Raw genomic sequence first — 19,070 nt, 5'->3', positions numbered from 1 at the left:
ATGGTGTGTCTGGTCATCAAGCAGGGAGGCCCCGCAGCGCTTCCTGAATGGAAAGCCCTGTTTGCCCGCCTCATGCCCCGGCTTGCGGTGCGGGACTGGGATGACCCGACGGTGGACCCGGCCCATGTGGATTACGCGCTGGTGTGGAAGCCCGAGCCGGGGCGGCTGGCAAAAATGGTCAACCTGAAAGCCATTCTGAGTGCCGCCGTCGGCGTGGACCACATTACCAGTGACCCAACCTGGCCGAAAAACGTGCCGTTGATCCGCATGGGCGGGGAAGAACCTGTCCTGCAGATGGAAGATTACGTGCTGTGGGCGGTGTTCTCCATTTTGCGGGATGCCGCCACCTGGCGCGTGGGCCAGCAGGACAAGGTCTGGACGCGGCAGACGGCACCCGCCCGGACCTCTGCGGAGATGAAGGTGGGGGTGATGGGCCTTGGCAGCCTTGGCGCCCCGGTGGCCATGCGTCTGGCGCGTGCGGGCTTTAACGTGTCCGGCTGGGCGCGGCATGCCAAAACGCTGGAGGGTGTGACCTGTTACGCGGGCACCAAGGGGCTGAGCGGTTTTCTGCATGCGTGTGACACACTGGTCTGCCTGCTGCCGGAAACCCCTGAGACGACTGGCATGGTGACGTATGATGTGCTGGCCCAGCTCCGTAAACCTGCCGGGCTCGTCAATGTCGGGCGCGGGCCGCTGGTAGTGGAGGCTGATCTGTTGCGCGCGTTGAATGACGGCACACTGCATACTGCCGTGCTGGATGTGTTTGATAAGGAACCGCTGCCGGCGTCTTCGCCGCTCTGGACGCATCCGCGGGTGATCATCAGCCCGCACGCTGCGGCAGATTCCTCACGCCCTGCACGGGCGGCGTATGTGGCGTCTGTGATTGAGGCGCTGGAGCAGGGGAAGGATGTGCCCCTGCGGTATGATCCGGCAAAAGGCTATTAAGGCACCCCTCCCTGATGTGACGCGTTTATGTGACGGTTCCACGAAAAAGGGAGCATGAAAGCCATTCCGAGCTTGCAAGAGCAGGGGAGCTGCCTTCATAGGGAGGCAGTTTTTCAGGGTGGCTGAGGCTGGCTCCTTCCATTCTGTGCGCGTCAGAGTCCTCAGGGAGTGGTCTTATTTTCTACCGTGGTCAAAAAGCTGCCTCCCGCCGTAAAGCGGGTGCAACCAGACGGATCAGCAGGCTCAGCACGGCGCTGACCATGGTGGGGATGATGCCTGTCTGGTGTGCTGCGGCACAGGCACAGGCACAGGCAGAGGGTGAGGTTCCGGCGTCTCATCGCGCGGCGCATCGTGCAGGCCCGGTGCGGCACACCAGCAAGGCCAGGCCCGGCCCGGTCATGGCGCGGCAGACAACGGCGGTGGATGTCAGCGCGCGGCGGCACGATTTTGCGTATCAGGAAGCCCAGCATATCCCGGATGCCACCACGCGCATTACGGCGGAGCGGCTGACCGAGCGCGGTGTGGTGACACTGCGCGGGCTGGAGCGCGTGGCCCCGAACCTGACCATTCAAAGCATTAACGGCACGGCCTCCACCAATTTCTATCTGCGCGGGGTGGGGTTTAATGACTTCACGCAGAACAACATGGCCCCGGTGCTGACTTACGTGGATGATGTGGCCTTCCCGTATTCTTCCATGACCAGCGGAATGATGTTTGACCTTGCCGGTGCCAGTGTGACCCCCGGTCCGGTGGGCACGGAACACGGACAGTCTGACACGGGCGGGGAAGTGCATCTGCACACCAATGACCCAACGGACGTCTGGCATTTTGGCGCAACGGAAGACATTGCGTCTTATGCCCGTAGCCGCAGCGAGGCCTATGTGTCCGGCCCTCTGGCACGGGGGCTGAGCTTCCGTCTGGCCGGGCAGACCCAGCATGGCGGCGGCTGGCAGACCAACCCGCTGAATGGGGATCATCTGGGCGATGCGGACCTGTGGGCCTTGCGCGGTAAACTCCGCTGGAAGCCCGACGCGCACACCACCATTCTGCTGGGCGGCCATTTTACGCAGGATAACAGCGAGGTTGTGACGGCGGTGCCGGTGCATCGGCTGATCGGCACGCAGCCTTTGCCGGACATGGCGTCCTGGCAGCAGGCGGAATGGTCATCGCGCCCGGAATTTGCAAAACTGATTGGCCGTAAGGCCGGGATCAAGCCGAGTGAACATAACCAGTTCTGGGGCGCGGACCTGCATATCGACCATGATTTCGGGCCGCTGACCGTCAGTGCCATCAGCGCGTTTGAGACGGAGCGGCAGGGCGAATATACCGATCAGGACGGCACCGCGCTCTCACAGGCCGATACATACCGCACGATTGACGCCAATACGTTCACGCAGGAACTCCGGCTGCATTCCTCCAACACGCAGGACAAACTGCAATGGGTGGTGGGCGCGCATTACCAGCGCACGCGGATGAACCAGCGGTTCTTCTTTGACTATACGGATTACAAGCCCGCGCGTGGCTATATGATGGCGACCAACTTTGGTCTGAATCAGGAAAGCCTCTCGGAATTCGGGCATCTGAGCTATCGGTTGCCGCATGGCGTGATGATCTGGGGCGGCCTGCTGCATGAGCGGGATGAACGCTCCATCACGGGGCTGAAGTCTCAGATTTTTGGTGGCGCAACCACGAATTTTCACGGTGAGAGCACCACCTCCGACCAATTTGCCGGGCAGGTGGGCGTATCCTGGCAGATGCTCCAGCATGCGCTGGTTTATTATAAAATGAGCAAGGGCTTTAAGCCCGGTGGCTTTACCGCCAACAATACCCAGATTCAGGCGCAGCTTGACCCGTTTAAGCCGGAAACGGTGCTGACGTATGAAGTGGGCTTCAAATCCGACCCTATTCCGGACAAGCTGCGCATCAATGGTGCTGCGTTTTACAACGATTTTCATAATCAGCAGATTCTGGGCACGGTGCTGATTCCTAATTACGGACCGCTGAGCGAAATTACGAACGCGCCCAAATCTGAAAGCTGGGGGTTTGAAGGCACCATTGAGGCGCATCCGTTCAGCCATTTGCACCTGACGCAAAATCTTGGCTGGCAGCGTGGGAATTTTCAGGATTTCCCGACCGTAAACCGCGCCAAGACAAACGCCTATTACGCACAGCATGGTGTGTGGAAAGCCATTAACGATAATTTCGGCGGGGTGGATAACGGCCAGCCCAAGCTGACGCTGAATGGCTCGGCAGAATGGCGGCAGCCGCTGGCACGGGCCTATACGCTGGAATTCGGGCCGGACTGGCAGTATCGCGGCAGTCAGGCCATTACACCGGGCGGGACCGGGTTTTATCGCCTGCCGCCGTATTTCCTGCTGGGGGCGCATGTGTCCTTCCGCTCCGCCTCCGGGCGGTGGGAAGCCACGGTATATGCCCGCAATATCCTCAACCGCCGGTTTGCGGAAAGCGGCGGGCAGGCGACCACAACCTACTTCTACATCCCCGGAGAACCGCGCTTTATTGGGGGCCGGATTTCCTGCGCTTACTAAAAGCTGCATCAGTGAGCGCTGGGTGGCATGAGGCTTTTACGTCCCTCTGATTTGTGATGGTTTCTCTCTGTTTTCAGGGGAGGGAGGAAAGCCGTCCTACGCCAGAGCGATAGTGAGGGGGAGCGGATCAGGCTGACGGTTAGTCTCGCGGCGAACGGACCACGCTACCCCACGCTGTTTTCGAGCCTATGAGAAAGACCATAACGCATTGGGTCGTTACAGGATTTACCCGTAACGACCCAATGGTTCGGCCCAGTGGCCATAGCGCATAGATTACTGGGAAGTAGAATTTATACTTTTTTCAATCAGAAGTGCACGCCGATCGAGGCCTGGAAAGAACGGCCAAGAATAACATCGTAATAGCGTGTCAGGCCCACTGTTCCCACGCCTTTGGGCAGCGCATTGAAAACGTTGTTCATCATGAAGTTGAAGTTAAGATTTTTCGTGATCTTATAGCCAATGGTCGTGTTGAAGTAGAAGAAGTCCGGTCGGCTGTTAAATGTTTCCGCATATTCGCTCGCAGTCACGTTGAATTTGGAGGGGCCGTAATAGATGGTCTGCCACTGCACGAAAAGCGGGCCACGGATATAGTCCAGATTAGCCGTAAAGGAATCCTTGGGCGAGCTGGTGCTGCCAACCTGCGGGTAGGTTGCGCCCAGGAATGTCTGCGTATTCTTGATGTAGTGGTTATAGTTTACGCCCAGATTAAACGCACCCCAGTTGACAAACCGCTCACCAAAGCGGGACAGCGGGATGTAGTAGTTCAGCTTGGCTTCAAGCGCCTGCATATGCTGGTTGGCAATGTTGACGAAGCCTTCCCGATAATCCGTAACCTGATGGGTATCCGGGTCACGGGAGAACATGCTGCAATATTTGTTGGGGAACGAGGCAGAGTCATAGCATGCGCTCATGATGTCGCTGATGCCCAGATCCTCAATTTCATTGCTGATGGTGACATCAACAAAAGAGGCGTCCAGCTGCAAACCCTGAATGAAATGCGGCATGAAATGCAGCGTCCCCGTATAGCTGTGGGAAACCTCGTTCTGCAAATGCGCGTTGCCGCCGTCAGTTCCGTAAATACCGTAGTTCACGATATTCGAGACAAAGCCTTTGGGAATGCCCTGTTTGGCGCAGTTGGCGGCACGCACAGCAGGGTTGGGGCCGTTGGCGATATCTTCCTGAGCGCAGGGGTCACTGGCCATGCTGTTGACGCGGCTGGTGGGGGAGAACAGTTCCGTGACGGACGGATTACGCACGGACTGAGCATAGTTCCCGCTAAAGCCGAAATCTCTGGTTGGCCACCAGCTGCCACCAAACATGTAGGTCCAGTAGCTGCCGGTCATGCTGTTGTTAATGTAGCGTCCGTTTGCCGTGGCTGAAATATGATAAGCCCCCGGCACATGCATGTCCGGTGAGACGATCGGCACATCCAGTTCCCCAAAGACTTCATGCGTGCCGTAAGCCCCGCTGGTGTTGGGGGTGGGAATTTCATCACCATACTGGCGGCGGCTGCCGTCAGACAGCAGCTCACCATTCAGGATGCTGCCTGCGTTGAAGTCATAAGATTCCCAGCGATGTTCGTAACCCAGATCCCAGCGCACATCGCCTGCGGGCAGCTTTAAAATTGTGCTGTGAATTTCAGCCTGAACGTCAAGCTGCTTGTTGGTGTTGCTGGGGTTCACCCAGGACGTAATGTATTTGAGAGCCGCATCACTTTCCTGACCACGCCCAAAGACATTCAGGGGAGCACAGGTCTCGCTCCGCGTTCTGGCTGTGGAGTTGGTATAACCCGGCGCGCAGCCAATGGAGCCATCAGGAAGTGTTACGGCGTCCAGCGCGTTAATCAGGTTGTTGGTGTCCACCATTAAGGTTTTGGTGTTGCTGAGATACTCACTGTATTCGCTTTTAACACTCCAGTCGAAATGGCGGCCAATGGCGTCGAAATCACCATTCAGACCGCCCTGAAAGCGATACATCTGGTTTGTGGTGGTGAAGGCGCCTTCCCCAAAATCCTGGTTGGCGCGAGACAGGTAGAATGTATCTGTCGGCTGGCCAGCAGCCTTCAGGCCATTGATGATGGTGGCGCGCTCTGCGGATGTCAGATACGGGTTGGCCGTGCTTAAAACCAGATTGCCGTTAACATAACTTTGTGGGTCAGCGTTAAAATCGGCGTGCGTTAGCGGACTGCCTTCAAACGTGGCGGAATAATACAGGCCCTGATTGACAGAACTTTTTGCCTGTCCGCGCTGATACCAACCTTGCCATGTAGCATGCAGGTGAGGGGTGAAGTCGTAATGTCCCAGCGTTGTCAGGTTCAGAGAACTCTGCGGTGTATAAAGCTGGTCATAATCTTCAAAGGAAAGGCCATTCCCGCCCGCGGTGTAATAATTACTGCGGGTGACCGTGCCTGTCAGGGGAACAAGAGACTGCCCGTTCGGGCTGAATTGCAAAACACCGCCGCCGGGAGCCGCAAGACCCCCAGACGCTTTTCCGAAAGATGAGGGATTCAGGTTGCCATTAACAAGCGGAATACCGGTGGCGCTGAGCTGGCTGAAACGCTCATTGCGGGTCAGGACATAATAATAGGGTGAATTGCTTGTCAGCGCAGGCCACAGATAGGTCTCTGCTTCACTGCCGATGCTTTTGGCGCGATCATTGTAAACAAGGCCGTCCGCGTTCCGATATTCCACGTCAAAGACCATGCCGCCTTTGTCATGGTCAAAGCTGGTGCCGTATTTCAGGTAAACCTTTTCCTGCCCGCCATCCAGTTTCTGGGTCCAGTTCCCCTGTGCGTTGAAATCAAGGCCTTTGAAATGATCGTCGAGCTGATAGTTGACGACACCGGCCACAGCGTCAGCACCATAGGCCGCACCGGCACCGCCGTAACGGGTATCAATCTTTTTCACCAGTGATGTCGGAATGGTGCCCACATCCACCTGTGACCCGCTGCCCGCGCCATAAAGCGAGGCCGTCGCGCCGCCGACCATGCGCATGCCATCAATCAGCGTAAGGGTGCGCTGGTCCCCCAAAGCGAGCAGCCCACTAAAGGTCTGCCCGGCTCCCCACGCGCCCTGACTGCCAACGGGGCTGTTCGACGGGACGGAAAATGCCGGGTTTTCACGCAGAAGCGCGAGGCCAAGGTTGGTGTATCCGCGGGCGGCAAGCTGTTTGGCGTCCAGCGTGCTGCCGGCCATGACGTTGCTCAGGCGCGTCTGGGAAAGACGGGTGCCTGTAACCGTCACATCTTCGCTTTTGCTACTCTTTGTGCTCGCTGAAGTCTTCTGGATTGTATTGGTGTTTTCGCTTACGGCACTTGCCTGTTGCGTGCCTGCGGTTCCGGCCGTTGCTGCCGGGGCGGTCGCTGGTGTTGTGGTGGAAGATGCTGTGGCAGGGGCGGTTTTCCTGACGGCAGTTTTCTTCTTTTTGCCTTTGGTCGGGGCAACAGAACTCTGCGCGGCTGTTGTGGTGGCGGCTTTTGCGCCATCGCTGTTCCAGCTGGCAATTGTGACTGCGGCACTAATAAGCAGAATTTTTCGCAGGCCTGGCCTGGACGGAAATTGTTTACAGTTCTTCTGATCAGACCGAACAGATAGAAGAAGAGTGGTCATTCAACAAAACTCCGTATAGCGCCCCGGGTGGCCGCAGATGATTTTCACCGCGACACAAGCAACTTCACCGCATGTTCGTTACGATTCCATTCCGAGTGATGTTTTGTCGATTTCCAAATCGTTCTGATGTATTAACCTTTGGTTCAGGGTGTAGCTCTTTTTTTCGACATGCCGCGCATGGCTGTGTATTCATGGGGGCATGACACAGGAAGATAGTGACAAAATCCCCCAACACGACTCTCATGCCCATTTTGGGTGGTTTAAACGCCGAAAACACCTGACAACCGACGATATTACGGTTGTTGATACCGATATGCTCAAGCGGGCCGTGGGAGCGGCTGCGCTGGGCAATGCGATGGAATGGTTCGATTTTGGCGTGTACGGCTATATTGCCGTGACATTAGGGAAGGTGTTCTTCCCGTCCTCCGACCCCACGCTACAGCTGATTGCCACCTTCGCCACGTTTACGGTGGCCTTTCTGGTCCGCCCCATTGGCGGGGCCGTGTTCGGCCCGCTGGGGGATCGTTACGGGCGGCAGAAGCTGCTGGCGATCACCATGATCATGATGGCGCTCGGCACGTTCTGCATCGGGCTTATTCCGTCTTATGGGCAGATTGGTGTGTGGTCGCCCATCCTGCTTTTGCTTGCGCGTCTGGTGCAGGGCTTTTCCACCGGCGGAGAATATGGCGGGGCGGCGACGTTTATTGCCGAATACTCCACGGACCGAAATCGCGGCCTGATGGGTAGCTGGCTCGAGTTCGGTACGCTGGCGGGTTACATCGCCGGGGCCGGAGCCGTCATGGCGCTCCAGTTCTCGCTGAATGATGCCGATATGGTGCGCTGGGGCTGGCGCATCCCGTTCCTGATTGCCGGACCGCTGGGCCTGATTGGCCTCTATATGCGCACCCGGCTGGAAGAAACCCCGGCGTTTCAGGCCTATGCGGAGGAAGCCGAAAAGCGCGAGCATGAAAAGCCCGGCTGGCGGGATCTGCTGACGGTCCACTGGCGGCAGTTGCTTAAATGTATCGGGCTGGTGCTGGTTTTTAACGTGACCGACTATATGCTGCTGACCTACATCCCCAGCTACATGACGGTCACGCTGAACTACCCGGAAAGCAAGGGGCTGCTGCTCATCATTCTGGTGATGGTGCTGATGATGCCGCTGAATGTTCTGGGCGGATACTTCAGTGACCGGCTGGGCCGCCGCCCGATGGTCATCGGTGCCTGTGTGGCACTGGTGGTGCTGGCTATTCCGAGCCTGCATCTTATCCGCAGCGGTAATGATCTCGAGATTTTTGGTGGTCTGATGCTGATGGGTCTGGCGCTGGTCTGTTTTACCAGTTCCATGCCGTCCACATTGCCCGCCTTGTTTTACACGCCGGTGCGGTACACAGCGCTTTCTGTGGCGTTTAACGTCTCTGTTTCCCTGTTTGGTGGCACCACGCCGCTGGTGACGGCCTGGCTGGTGAAGCGGACTGGCATGCTGGATATGCCTGCATGGTACCTGATGGGGGCCGCGCTGATTGGCGCGCTCACTATGCTGACAGTGCGGGAGACGGCCCGCCTGCCGCTGCGCGGGTCACCCCCGGCTGTGGGCAGTGATGACGAGGCCGAGCGGCTGATGAACAGCAAGCAACGGCTGACAGTAGACCCCACGCCGCCCTCTGTGCCCTGAGGCGGCGTCTGGCAAAAGAAAGAGCAGAGCGCGGTATGATCAGTCTTTTTGATATTTTCAAAGTTGGTATCGGGCCGTCCTCATCCCACACGGTGGGGCCCATGCGGGCCGCGCTGCGCTTTCTGGACGCCTGTACCGGGCTGGACGCTGATGTGGCGCACATCCGGGTCACGCTTTATGGCTCTCTGGCCTGGACCGCGACAGGCCATGCCACGGACAAGGCTGTTATTCTGGGGCTGTGTGGTGAACACCCGGAAACGGTCCGGCCCGACCAGACTGACGCCATGGTTGCGCATGTCCGGGCCGAGGGTGTCCTTCCTGCACGAGGCGGGGCCGCACCAATCCGTTTTCAGCCTGAGACGGACATTGTCCTCGATAAAGACACCCAGCCGCCTAAACACCCCAATACGCTCCAGTTTGAAGCATTTGACGCAAACGGAGAGCTCTTGCTCAAGGCGCGGTTCTGCTCGGTAGGGGGCGGCTTTATTACCTCGGAAGAGGCGGCGGAGAGCAGTTCCTACGCTCTGCCGGACGTGCCGCATGACTTCCGCTCCGGCGCGGATCTTCTGGCCCTGACGCAGAAGACCGGCCTGAGCATTGCGCAAGTGGTTTTTGAGAATGAAAGCGCTCTGCGCCCCGCTGCTGAGGTCCGGGCGCATCTGGACCATATTGCCAATGTCATGATGCAGTGCATTGAGCGCGGTGTAGCGCAGGCTGGCATTCTGCCCGGCAAGTTGCAGGTGCAGCGGCGGGCGCACGCGTTGTATGAGCGGCTGAAAGACAAGGACCGGTGCAACAGCAGCCTGCCGCATGAAATTATGGACTGGGTCAGCCTGTTCGCCATTGCCGTGAATGAGGAAAACGCTGCCGGAGGGCGCGTGGTGACGGCCCCCACTAACGGCGCGGCGGGCGTGGTGCCTGCGGTGCTGCGCTACTATCGGGATTATTGCCCGCAGGCTTCGGCGGAGGGGATGCGGGACTTTTTGCTGACAGCCTCGGCTATGGGCAGCCTGTTCAAGCTGAATGCCTCCATTTCCGGTGCGGAAGTGGGCTGCCAGGGGGAGGTGGGCGTTGCGTCCTCCATGGCGGCGGCAGGGCTGGCCGCTGTGCTGGGGGCCTCGCCGGCTCAGGTGGAAAATGCGGCGGAAATCGCCATGGAACACCATCTGGGCATGACGTGTGACCCTGTGGCCGGTCTGGTGCAGATCCCCTGCATTGAGCGCAACGCCTTTGGCGCGATCAAGGCGATTAACGCGGCCTCACTCGCCCTGTGCGGTGACGGAGAACACCGCGTCTCGCTTGATCAGGTTGTGCAGACCATGGCTGAAACCGGCCGGGATATGAACCACCGCTACAAGGAAACCTCACTTGGGGGACTGGCGATGAACTTCCCTGAGTGCTGAGTCTGTCCCTTTCTGGTTTTCCACGTCCGCCCGGCGCTGCTGCAAGCGATGGTGGAAGGCCGGGGCCGGGCGGGGCTGTTGGGCTGCCATGGCAGCAACACGCGCTGGGGCATCGGCCAGCATTTGCGGGATAAGCTGCGTTTCCGGCAGATTTTTCCAGTATTTGCGTGGCATTTCAGACAGCATGGCCTTGGTTTTGATGCGGGCCGGGTTGAAGGTGGAGACGTAATAGGTCTTCCAGAGCTGGTCGATATCATCTGACAATTTAGGTTTGGCACAGGGCGTGGGGCTGAAGGCGCAGGTCTCGCCATTCCATGCCAGAGAGCCTTTGGGGGTGAGGATCACCCAGTCCATATCCACAAACCGCTTTGAGAAAAACGGGGCCACGCTGGGCAATACGTAATGGTCCGGCTCAAACCATGCGTAAAAGGAGCGGCGGCCATTTTGAGCCTCGCCATGTTCCCGGAAGCGGACATAGGCCGTCATTTTATGCGTATCTTCCCGCACCTGTTTGTGCATGTGCAGCGCGCGGGCAATGTCCGGGTCTGTGGCGATGCTGGCCAGCGCCGGTTCCGTCTGCGCGCGCCAGAGGATGCGGTAGGCGAGGGCAAAGCGCGTCTGGTCTGCATGGCGCAGAATGGAGCGCAGCAGAGCGAGGCACTTGCTCCGCAAAACAGGCGGCTGTGCCCCGTTTTTGGGCGTGGGAGCGACCAGCGGCGTATCAAACAGCGTGGTTTCTGCCGAGGCACAGCGCCATTCAATTTCTTCCGGCGCGCGGTCGGCCAGAAAGCACTGGCGCGCCAGTGGCCGCCATGCGGAAAAAGAGGTGTGGTCGTCGAGAATAAAACCGTAGGCCATGATCAGAAAACGCGTTTCAGAAAAGAGCAAGTTGCTGAGGCTGCGGCACAAAAAGCTGCCGGAGGTTCTGCCGTTCTGCCAGCCTGCCGGGGGACCAGCCGGTGGTGTAGAGAAAGGGTTTGACCTTGCGAATGGAGACTTTCAGCCTGGCAAGGTCTTCCAGCCGCAATTGCCGGTGGCGGCGCGCCGCTACAATGGCCTGCACGGAACGCACGCCCAGCCCCGGCACACGCAGCAGCATTTCCTTCGGCGCGCGGTTGAGATCGATGGGGAACATGGCGCGGTTAGCCAGCGCCCAGGCCAGTTTGGGGTCCAGCTCAAGGTCCAGCATACCATCTGGGCGGCCTGCCGTGATTTCAGAAAACTGGAAGCCGTAAAAGCGGAAAAGCCAGTCGGCCTGATACAGCCGATGCTCACGCAGCAGCGGTGGCGGCTTGATGGGCAGAATGGCCGAGGCATCCGGAATGGGGCTGAAGGCCGAGTAATAGACGCGCCGCAATTTGTAGCCCGTGTAAAGCGAGGAACTGCTGGAGAGAATATCGCGGTCCGTCGCCTGATCAGCCCCCACAATCATCTGCGTGCTCTGGCCGCCGGGGGCAAAGCGCGGGGCTTTGCGGCCCGTGAGGGTGCGGTCTTTTGCGGCGTCGATATGCGTGCGCATCTCGCCCATGGAGTGGCGGATTTCCCCGGCATGTTTTTGCGGGGCGTAGTCGGCCAGCCCGCGTTCCGTCGGCATTTCCACATTGATGGAAAGCCTGTCCGCATACAGTCCGGCTTCCGCGAGCAAGGCGGGGGAGGCATTGGGAATGGTCTTGAGATGGATATAGCCGCGGAACTTGTGCGTCTGCCGTAACTCCCGCGCCACGCGCACCATCTGGCTCATGGTGTCATCTGACGAGCGGATAATGCCGGAGGAGAGGAATAGCCCCTCAATATAGTTCCGGCGGTAGAATTCCAGTGTCAGCCAGATGACCTCATCCGGCGTAAACCGCGCGCGCGGCACGTTGGAGGAGGACCGGTTGATGCAGTAGGCGCAGTCATAAATACAGAAATTGGTCAGCAGGATTTTCAGCAGGGAAATGCAGCGGCCATCCGGGGTGAAGGCATGACAAATGCCGTTGCTGACGGACCCCAGCCCTTTGGTTGCCGCAGAATCCCGTTTGCCCGCGCCGCTGGAGGAGCAGGAGGCATCATATTTGGCGGCATCGGAGAGCAGGGCCAGACGGTCAGACAAGCTTTGCTTCATATGTTCATGTTATGTTCTTGTGTGGAGCATTGCAAGAGAGATCGCACGGGGCAGCCTGAGGGGAAAACGCGCGTTGAGTTTTGTGCTGAAAAAGACAAAGGAAAACGAAAAACCTGACGATGCGATGAAGCGAGTGGAGGGGCTGCCATCCTGAGATGGAGGTGCGGGACTCCGGGGGAGAGCACGGAAAGGGAACGCAACGTAGGAGCTTTCGCGCCTGTCCGTGGAACGGGGGAAAGTGGCACCGTCAGGGGCGAGCAGGGCTGTCAGGCAAAAGGGCAGAAGACTGCGGTTTGTTACCAAAACAGAAATTCACATATGCGTGCGGCGCATTATTTTGCCGAGCCAGCCGGCAACGGGTCATGGCACGCAAGCGTTTGGGGAGGAGCTTTCCTCGGTCAGCCACACAAGAAAGAAAAAAGGACGTGGTCTATGCAGATTTCCAGAGAGACCCTGCTTCGGTCCTATCGTGCCATGCGGACCATCCGGGCGTTTGAAGAGCGCCTGCACCGTGAATTTGCGACCGGGGAAATCCCGGGCTTTGTGCATCTCTATTGCGGGGAGGAAGCCTCCGCTGTTGGGGTCTGCGCCAATCTGACAGAGCAGGACACCATTGCCAGCACCCATCGTGGCCATGGCCATTGCATTGCCAAGGGCGTGGATGTGGGCGGCATGATGGCTGAAATTTATGGCCGCAAAACCGGCGTCTGCCGGGGCAAGGGTGGCTCCATGCATATTGCCGATCTCTCCAAAGGCATGCTGGGGGCCAATGGGATTGTGGGCGGTGGACCGCCGCTGATCTGCGGCGCGGCGCTGTCCCATAAGGTTCTGAAAGATAACGGCGTGGCCGTGGCTTTTTATGGTGATGGTGCTTCAAATGAAGGCACCACGCTGGAAAGCCTCAATCTGGCCTCTGTCTGGCATCTGCCAGCCGTGTTTGTGGTGGAAGATAACGGCTATGGCGAGGCCACCGGGTCGTCTTACGCCTGTGCTGGCACCCAGAAGGACCGCGCCGCCGGATTTGGCATGCCGTATATGGAGTGTGACGGCTCGGACTTCTTTGCCGTGCATGACGCTGCGCGTGATGCCATTGACCACGCGCGTTCCGGCAAAGGCCCGGTGATGCTGCATGTGCATCTGGAGCGCTGGTATGGGCATTTTGAAGGGGATTCCATGAGCTATCGCGCCCCTAATGAAGTGGCCGATGCCAAGAAAAACCATGACTGCCTTGAGAGTTTCCGTGAGCGGGCCGGGCAGGACAAGCTGCTGGAACTGAGTGCGCTGGATGAGATTGATGCCGCCGTAGCGGATGAGATTGAAAGCGCTGTTGAAGCCGCCAAGCAGGCCCCCTGGCCAGAAGAGGCTGACCTGATGGCGGATGTGTACGTCAAAATCTGACGGGATTTTGGGTGAGGGCACGCCGCCTGTCGCCCTCAACGTATTTTGAAAAGAACGTGCCTCTCACGACAGGCCTTGCAGGATGCGCGACAGGCCCGGAAGGGAAAGACTTATGAGCAAGAAGAGCTTTCGTCAGGCGATTAATGAAGCCCTGCGTCAGGAAATGCGGCGTGACCCGACGGTTGTGCTGATGGGTGAAGATGTGGCCGGGGGGCAGGGCGGCTCCTCCGGCGTGAAGGATGCCTGGGGCGGCGTGCTGGGTGTCACCAAAGGTCTGCTGACCGAATTTGGGGAAAACCGTGTGCTGGACACCCCGATTTCCGAAGCCTCCTATATCGGAGCTGCGGCGGGGGCTGCGGCTACGGGTCTGCGCCCGGTGGCGGAACTGATGTTTGTCGATTTTGTCGGCTGTTGTCTGGATCAGATCATGAATCAGGCCGCCAAGTTCCGCTATATGTTTGGCGGCAAGGCGCGCACGCCGCTGGTGATCCGCGCCATGTACGGGGCCGGGTTTAATGCGGCGGCGCAGCATAGTCAGGCGCTGTATCCGCTCTTTACCCATATTCCGGGCCTGAAGGTTGTGGTGCCGTCTTCTCCGTATGAAGCCAAGGGCCTGCTGATTGAGGCGATCCGCGATGATGATCCGGTGATCTTCCTTGAAAACAAGGTCATGTATGATGATGTCGAGGACGTTCCGGACGAGGCCTATACCATCCCGTTTGGTGAAGCCAACCTGACGCGGGAAGGCGATGATGTTACCATTGTCGCCATTGGCCGCATGGTGGGTATGGCGAACGAGGCGGCGGACCGTCTGGCCAAACAGGGCATTTCCTGCACCGTGCTGGACCCGCGCACCACTTTCCCGCTGGATGAGCAGACCATTCTGGAATGTGTGGAAGATACGGGCCGTCTGGTGATTGTGGATGAATCCAGCCCGCGCTGTAACATGGCATGCGATATTTCCGCCCTTGTGGCCGAGCAGGCTTTTGGCGCACTGAAAGCCCCCATCCGTCGCGTTGTGCCGCCGCATACGCCGGTGCCGTTCTCTACGCCGCTGGAAAACCTCTACATGCCCAATGCGGATAAAATTGAAGCGGCGGTCAAAGCCGTCATGATGCAGAAAACGCGTGAGGTTGCCTGAACGATGACAAAGAACCTGACAGCCCTGACGATGCCCAAATTCGGTCTGGCCATGACAGAGGGCAAGCTTGCCTCCTGGACCGTTTCCCCCGGAGATACCGTGCGGGAAGGGGATGAAGTGGCGGATATTGAAACCAGCAAAATCACCAGCGGGTATGAAAGCCCGGCCTCTGGTATTTTGCGCAAACAGGTGGCGCAGGCGGGCGAGACACTGCCGGTTGGCGCTCTGCTGGGCGTGGTGGCAGATGCGGACGCCTCAGATGAAGAAATTGAGGCGTTTATTGCCAGCTTTAAAGCCGACACTGAGGAAGAGGGCGGGGAAGAGGCTGAGGCCACCAATGCAGAACCGCGTGTGATAACGGTTGGTGAGCATAGCCTGAATGTGCGTGATGTCGGGCGGGGTGAAGGTGTGCCGCTGCTGCTGATCCACGGGTTTGGCGGGGATCTGAGCAACTGGATGCTCAATCAGGATGTTCTGGCCCGGCATCAGCGTGTGATTGCGTTTGACCTGCCGGGGCATGGGGCCTCGTCCAAGGATGTGGGAGATGGGTCAGTCACGGTTCTGGCTGAGGCTGCGTATGAACTGCTGAAGGCGCTGGATATTCCGAAGGCGCACATTCTGGGCCACTCACTGGGCGGGGCGATTGCACTGGCTCTGCTGCGGGATTATCCGCAGGCCGTGCAGACGCTCACACTGGTTGCCCCCGCCGGAATGGGCCGGGAGGTTAATGCAGAAAGCCTGCGGGAGATGGTGGAAGCTGACCGCACGCGGGATATGCAAAAAGCCTTGCAGGCACTGGTGCATGATAAATCACTGGTTGGCCGTAAAATGGCGGATAATGTGTTGCGCGTCCGTCGTCTGGATGGCGCGCGGGAGGCCCTGCGCACCATTGAGGCCGCCTGCTTTGCCAACGGGCAGCAGTCCATTGACATGCACCCGGTGCTGGAGGCTGCGCGTATCCCCGTGACCCTCTTCTGGGGTGAAGAGGATGAAATCCTGCCTGTGGCCGGAGCAAAAAATGTTCCGGCTCATGTGGCAAAGCATCTTCTGCCGCAGATAGGCCACATGCCACAGCTTGAAAAAACTGTTGAATTCAACAGGCTGGTTGAGGCGTTTTTGGAGAAGTCTCAGGTAACGGCCTGACCTCTCAGAATACTGACATGGGCGGCATCGTGCGGGAGCAGGGTGCCGTACTGGTCTGCGTAGTGAGTGGCAAAAGCTTCCCGCTCCAGCCGTTCGCAATAGTCCAGATAGCGGATTAACGCGCGCTGGCCGCGCAGCGTGTTGCCATAAATGCGTTTGTAGTGCTTCCACAAAATCAGCACATTGACGGACCACGCATCATACGCGTGTTCCGCCACGCGTTGGCGGACTAAAGAGGGGAGCTGGTCAAACGCCTGCCAGTCATCCCCGCTATAGCGTCGCCAGATCTCATGCCGCAGCGTGCGCTCATTGGAGGTCTCGGCCTTAGGCATCGGCGTCTTCCTCCTCCGGCTGGCGGTGCCGCCATGCGGGGAAGGGGTCTGGCAGGTCGGCGTAAAGCTCCGGCTGGAAGCGCCCGGTCTCCTGCGGGGCAAGGCAGGCATCCAGCGCGGCGCGGAGGGCGGGTTCATCCATCTCTGGCGTGCCGATAAAAACAATTTCCTGCCTACGGTCCCCGTAAACCGGGTCCCATTTCCCCACGAGCATGGCTTTCCAGTCGTCATCCTCCGGCCAGTGCTGGGTAGGGATCACGCACCACCACAGGCCCATGGCCTGCGTGCGCACCAGCGCGCCGGCCTGCCCGAGTTCCCCCACCCATTCCGGCCGCGTTGCCAGCCAGAAATGCCCTTTGGCACGCACCACACCGGGCCATGAGGTATCAATAAAGGCCTTGAATTTTTCAGGAATAAACGGACGGCGTGCGCGATAGACAAAGCTGCTGATGCCGTATTCTTCCGTCTCCGGCACATGCTCGGCAGCACCGTAAAGCTCTTTATACCAGAGCGGGTGCTGCTCGGCTTTGTCATGGTCAAACCGATGGGTGTTCAGCACGCGGTCCAGCGGCACGATGCCCATATCGGTTTCAATCAGGTCAGCATCCGGGTTGAGAGCGCGGATAATCTGTTTTGCAGCTTCCCGCTGCTCCGGCGTGGCGGTGGAGACCTTGTTGAGAATGACAACATCCGCAAACTCAATCTGCTCCACCAGCAGGTCCACCAGTGCGCGGTCATCCGCATTGCCTGCGGTTTCACCTCGGTCTTTTAAGAAATCTGTTGAGGCGTAATCCTTGAGGAGATTAACGGCATCGACCACGGTGACCATCGTATCCAGCCGGGCACTGTCCAGCAGGCTTTGGCCGTCTTCACCCCGGAAGGAGAACGTGGCGGCCACGGGCAGGGGCTCCGCAATGCCGGTGGATTCAATCAGCAGATAGTCAAACCGGCCTTCCTCTGTCAGCCGACGCACTTCTGTCAGCAGGTCATCGCGCAGGGTGCAGCAGATGCAGCCGTTGCTCATTTCCACCAGCTTTTCATCCGTGCGGGAGAGGTCCGAGCCTTCCCGCACCAGATCGGCGTCAATGTTCACGTCGCTCATGTCATTCACAATCACGGCCACGCGGCGGCCTTCCCGATTGTTCAGAATATGGTTGAGGACCGTGGTTTTTCCGGCACCGAGAAAGCCGGACAGGACGGTAACGGGGAGCCGGTTTGGCATGGTGTGCTTTCCTTCGGATTGCGGTTCCGATGTGCTATATGATACGTTATATCATAACATACAGATAAAGCGAAACCCCATGCCGCATACGCCGCTCTCCTTCCATCACCCCACACCAGACGCCGCGTTTCAGGCCATTGAGCAGCCCGCGTGCCATATTGCGGTAGTAGACCGCATTCTGGGGCAAAGTCTGGAAAACGCCGCGCAGAATTATCTGGAAGACGGCCCGGCTCTGATCCTGACAGCTGGCACGCCGGAGGAACTGGCGCACGAGCTTGCGCCGGTTTTTACACCGGCCACACGTGCCTTGCTGGAGGATGCACTGGCGCTGGCGGACCGCTATTGCGCCGCCACGCGGATGGACGCTGTGCGGTTCCGGCTGGAACAGATTACGCATGACAGTTGCCGCCGCTTCCATGTGGATCATGTCGTGCTGCGTCTGCTGTGCACCTATGTGGGGCCGGGGGTGCAGTGGCGTCAGGCGGATCTGGGCGAGGAGGCCGCGGTGTATCAGGCGGAAGCGGGAGCTGTGGCGTTGCTCAAGGGCGGCTGTTACCCCGGCTGGCAGCCGGAGGGGGCGGTGCAGCATCGTTCACCACCGCTTTCCACGCTGGCAAAACCCATCACGCGCCTGTTGCTGACGCTGGATGCCCCGCAGGCCTGCGGGATGTCAGACAATCAGCGGCAGATTGTGCAGAAAGAGGCGATGCGTGCTGAGGCCTGATGGGGTGAGAGCGCTTCCGTTCCGTGGCATGAAACGATAGAATTCGCTTTTTCACCCTGAACCCTTGAAGAAACGCTCATGCAGACATCAAAGCTCTTCTTTCTTGCGGTTCTGGTCATGCATCCTGCAATCGCGTGGGGTGCGGAGAAGGATAAGGCTGCGATGGTCTTTCGGATTACGCCGGTTAAACCCCTTGAGGTTTTAATGCGGGAGGCCCTTGCGGCCTCACCCCCGGTGCAGGATGCGGGGTTGCGTGCGCCGGATCTGGTGCATCTTTCAACACTTACGCCGGATTTCAAATTTGATATCCGTTATGCCACGACAGAGAATTTCCTCAGCACACCGGTTTATGCGTCATCGCATGCCTTTTTGGAAAAGCCTGCGGCGGAAGCGCTTTACAGAGCCTCGGAGTATTTGAAAACAAAAGGCTATGGGCTTTTGATTTTTGATGCCTATCGCCCGTGGTTTATTACCAGGCTGTTCTGGGACGCAACGCCTGCGGACAAACACCAGTTTGTCGCCAACCCCGCGCATGGTTCCAGACATAACCGGGGCTGTGCGGTGGACCTGACCCTGTATGACCTGAAAACCGGGCAGCAGGTGACCATGCCCAGCGGGTTTGATGAAATGACGCCCCGCGCGTATTCCAACTACCCGGATGCGCCGGAAGAGCAGAAAAAGGCGCGGGATCTGCTGCGGGATGCCATGCAGCAGGAAGGCTTTATACAGCTCCCTGCTGAATGGTGGCATTTTGATTACAGGGACTGGAAGAAATACCCTGTGCAGAACATCCGCTTTGAGGACATCAAATAACGACCTGTGAGCC

Annotated in this window: 14 protein-coding genes; 9 read left to right on the top strand and 5 right to left on the bottom strand. The window is 58.7% G+C overall.

The window, feature by feature from the left end; all coding sequences use genetic code 11:
• Nucleotides 1-945: a 2-hydroxyacid dehydrogenase gene (locus HK23_RS00765; RefSeq protein WP_086652497.1), complete on the top strand. Its 945-nt coding sequence runs from the start codon at nt 1-3 to the stop codon at nt 943-945.
• A gap of 260 nt (nt 946-1,205) precedes the next feature.
• Nucleotides 1,206-3,494: a TonB-dependent receptor gene (locus tag HK23_RS00760; protein WP_179193750.1), complete on the top strand. Its 2,289-nt coding sequence runs from the start codon at nt 1,206-1,208 to the stop codon at nt 3,492-3,494.
• Nucleotides 3,495-3,799: 305 nt separating this feature from the next.
• On the opposite strand, the gene HK23_RS00755 is transcribed toward HK23_RS00760, so the two are convergent.
• Nucleotides 3,800-7,102: a TonB-dependent receptor domain-containing protein gene (locus tag HK23_RS00755; protein WP_086652496.1), complete on the bottom strand. Its 3,303-nt coding sequence runs from the start codon at nt 7,100-7,102 to the stop codon at nt 3,800-3,802.
• Nucleotides 7,103-7,301: 199 nt separating this feature from the next.
• Between HK23_RS00755 and proP the strand changes: the two genes are divergently transcribed.
• Nucleotides 7,302-8,777, top strand: a complete 1,476-nt coding sequence (proP, locus tag HK23_RS00750; protein ID WP_086652495.1) for a glycine betaine/L-proline transporter ProP — start codon at nt 7,302-7,304, stop codon at nt 8,775-8,777.
• Nucleotides 8,778-8,812: 35 nt separating this feature from the next.
• Complete coding sequence (locus tag HK23_RS00745; RefSeq protein ID WP_086652494.1) at nt 8,813-10,180, top strand: L-serine ammonia-lyase; 1,368 nt, start codon at nt 8,813-8,815, stop codon at nt 10,178-10,180.
• Here HK23_RS00745 and HK23_RS00740 read toward each other — a convergent pair.
• Both HK23_RS00740 and HK23_RS00735 read right to left on the bottom strand, forming a co-directional pair.
• Complete coding sequence (locus HK23_RS00740; protein ID WP_086652571.1) at nt 10,142-11,038, bottom strand: TIGR03915 family putative DNA repair protein; 897 nt, start codon at nt 11,036-11,038, stop codon at nt 10,142-10,144. The two genes, HK23_RS00745 and HK23_RS00740, sit on opposite strands and share 39 nt — an antisense overlap.
• Nucleotides 11,039-11,054: 16 nt before the next feature.
• Nucleotides 11,055-12,284 (bottom strand): putative DNA modification/repair radical SAM protein, encoded by a 1,230-nt coding sequence (locus tag HK23_RS00735; protein WP_086652493.1) that lies wholly within the window; start codon nt 12,282-12,284, stop codon nt 11,055-11,057.
• Between the two features lie 432 nt (nt 12,285-12,716).
• Between HK23_RS00735 and HK23_RS00730 the strand changes: the two genes are divergently transcribed.
• The 3 genes from HK23_RS00730 (at nt 12,717) to HK23_RS00720 (ending at nt 15,966) form a co-directional block, all read left to right on the top strand.
• Nucleotides 12,717-13,682: a thiamine pyrophosphate-dependent dehydrogenase E1 component subunit alpha gene (locus tag HK23_RS00730; RefSeq protein WP_063907859.1), complete on the top strand. Its 966-nt coding sequence runs from the start codon at nt 12,717-12,719 to the stop codon at nt 13,680-13,682.
• A gap of 112 nt (nt 13,683-13,794) precedes the next feature.
• Nucleotides 13,795-14,823: an alpha-ketoacid dehydrogenase subunit beta gene (locus HK23_RS00725; RefSeq protein ID WP_086652492.1), complete on the top strand. Its 1,029-nt coding sequence runs from the start codon at nt 13,795-13,797 to the stop codon at nt 14,821-14,823.
• Between the two features lie 3 nt (nt 14,824-14,826).
• Nucleotides 14,827-15,966 carry an acetoin dehydrogenase dihydrolipoyllysine-residue acetyltransferase subunit gene (locus tag HK23_RS00720; RefSeq protein ID WP_086652491.1) on the top strand — a complete coding sequence of 380 codons (1,140 nt, stop codon included), beginning with the start codon at nt 14,827-14,829 and terminating at the stop codon, nt 15,964-15,966.
• On the opposite strand, the gene HK23_RS00715 is transcribed toward HK23_RS00720, so the two are convergent.
• Together HK23_RS00715 and zigA are read right to left on the bottom strand one after the other, a co-directional pair.
• Complete coding sequence (locus HK23_RS00715) at nt 15,951-16,298, bottom strand: DUF6525 family protein (protein WP_063907861.1); 348 nt, start codon at nt 16,296-16,298, stop codon at nt 15,951-15,953. The two genes, HK23_RS00720 and HK23_RS00715, sit on opposite strands and share 16 nt — an antisense overlap.
• Nucleotides 16,291-17,520 (bottom strand): zinc metallochaperone GTPase ZigA, encoded by a 1,230-nt coding sequence (gene zigA / locus HK23_RS00710; RefSeq protein WP_086652490.1) that lies wholly within the window; start codon nt 17,518-17,520, stop codon nt 16,291-16,293. The genes HK23_RS00715 and zigA overlap by 8 nt, the downstream gene beginning before the upstream one ends.
• A 79-nt stretch (nt 17,521-17,599) precedes the next feature.
• Between zigA and HK23_RS00705 the strand changes: the two genes are divergently transcribed.
• Together HK23_RS00705 and HK23_RS00700 are read left to right on the top strand one after the other, a co-directional pair.
• The gene (locus HK23_RS00705) at nt 17,600-18,244 is read left to right on the top strand and encodes a DUF1826 domain-containing protein (RefSeq protein ID WP_086652489.1); all 645 of its coding nucleotides are present in this window, start codon (nt 17,600-17,602) and stop codon (nt 18,242-18,244) included.
• 78 nt (nt 18,245-18,322) lie between these two features.
• Nucleotides 18,323-19,057, top strand: a complete 735-nt coding sequence (locus HK23_RS00700) for a M15 family metallopeptidase (protein ID WP_256939996.1) — start codon at nt 18,323-18,325, stop codon at nt 19,055-19,057.
• Nucleotides 19,058-19,070 lie beyond the last annotated feature (13 nt).

This window comes from Acetobacter malorum, from assembly GCF_002153605.1.
GTDB lineage: Bacteria > Pseudomonadota > Alphaproteobacteria > Acetobacterales > Acetobacteraceae > Acetobacter > Acetobacter malorum_A.
Note: the sequence above shows the minus strand (reverse complement) of the source record. Positions and strands in the feature narration are given on the sequence as shown.